Genomic DNA, 1709 nt, shown 5'->3' on the forward strand with positions numbered 1-1709 from the left:
ATCCGGTACTGGGCCTCGTACTGGCCGTCCTCGGACGCCCTCGCTGCAGCCTCCATCACGGAGACGAGGTCGTCCGGGTGCACGAGGTCGAGCATCGGCAGGTCCGAGGCGCTGGCGGTGTCGAGTCCGGTGAGCTCGATGAAGCGGGAGTTCACATAGGTGACCTCGCCCGACGTCGTCGCCTCCCACACCGCGACCGCGAGCATGTCGGTGATCGTGCGGAATCGGGTGTCCTGAGACTCGAGCAGGAGCCGTGAATTGCGCCTGCGATCGTGGTCGGCGACGACCAGGTCGACCGCCACGTCCGGATCATCCAACACCGGCCATGCGATCAATCGCAGTCGGCGACGCGCTCGGCCGCTGGACTCCGGCTCCTGGTAGACGACCACCCGCTCCGCGCTCTCGCCGGTCCGCAGCGTGATCATCGCCGGATGGTCGCTCATCGACAGTGGCTCGCCCCCGTCGTCGTACATCGTCCACCCGTCCGGGAGAGGCCAGTCACCGACGAGGTCATCTGCCGAGATCCCGAGCCGCTGATCGATCTTGCGACTCTCCACCACACGACCGTCGTGGCCGACCAGCATCGTGCCCTCCCGAACAACGAGTTCGAGACTGCGATATGTCCGTCGGATCGATTCCTCGACGTGCTCGCTATCGGCTCTCACCGACCGACGCGGACCGAATCGCTCCGGATCCGGCCGGCGGTCGTCCACGTCCGGTCCTCGGTCCCTTGTCCGGAACCGTCAGTCCTCGGACGGAGCGAAGATTCCGTCCATCAGCTGAGCGAGTTCCTGGTCGTGAATCGTCTTCGAACCCGTCGCTGGGCTTCCCGACTCGACCCGGGCGACGTGTCGCAGGTCGTAGCCCTGGTCCTTGACCCTCCACACGTGGTGTTCGATGAAGTTCCAGGCCCCCATGTTTTCGGGCTCCTCCTGCAACCATCGCAGTTCCTTCGCGTTCGGATACTTGGCCAGGATGGCGAGCATCTGCTCGGTCGGCAGCGGGTAGAGCTGTTCGACACGCACGACGGCGACGGGCTCCTGGCGCTCGTCGCGTGCCGCGATCGCATCCCAGGCCACCTTCCCCGAGCAGAACACGATGCGGGTGACCGCCTCCGGGTCGAGGTCACCGGGATCGTCCACGACCTCCCGGAACGAGCCGTGCGTCAATTCGTCGATCGACGACCTCGTCTGCTTCATCCTCAAGCCCTGCTTGGGTGCGAAGACGATCAGCGGAGTCTGGCGCTCCTGCAGGACCTGTCGGCGCAGGAGGTGGAAGAAGTTCGCCGCGGTCGTCGTGTTGACGATCTGCATGTTGTCCTCGGCGGCCAACGTGAGGAACCGCTCGATGCGGGCAGACGAGTGCTCGGGACCCTGTCCCTCGTACCCGTGGGGCAGCAGCAGGACGACACCGTTCTGCTGCCCCCACTTGTCCTCGGCGGCGACGATGTACTGGTCGATGATGATTTGGGCGCCGTTGATGAAGTCGCCGAACTGGGCCTCCCACACGACGAGCGCCTCGCGGTTGGTGTGGCTGTAGCCGTACTCGAACCCGAGCGCTGCGTACTCCGACAGCAACGAGTCGAACACCCAGAAACGCGCATCGTCGGCGCCGTCGAGACGATCGAGCGGCACGAACGATTCGCCGGTCTCGAAGTCGATCAGCGCGGCGTGGCGATGGCTGAACGTGCCGCGTCGGGTGTCCTCACC

1 protein-coding gene and 1 pseudogene are annotated in these 1709 nt (G+C 65.6%); both read right to left on the minus strand.

Going from position 1 to position 1709, the window contains the following annotated elements:
- The coding region (locus WBV89_RS06720) for a PAS domain S-box protein (protein ID WP_423980560.1) at positions 1 to 665 on the minus strand (665 nt) is incomplete at its 3' end.
- 78 nt (positions 666 to 743) lie between these two features.
- Positions 744 to 1709, minus strand: a pseudogene (gene kgd / locus WBV89_RS06725) (multifunctional oxoglutarate decarboxylase/oxoglutarate dehydrogenase thiamine pyrophosphate-binding subunit/dihydrolipoyllysine-residue succinyltransferase subunit); the annotation flags it as partial.

This window comes from Ilumatobacter sp. (genome assembly GCF_049588435.1).
Taxonomy (GTDB): domain Bacteria; phylum Actinomycetota; class Acidimicrobiia; order Acidimicrobiales; family Ilumatobacteraceae; genus Ilumatobacter_A.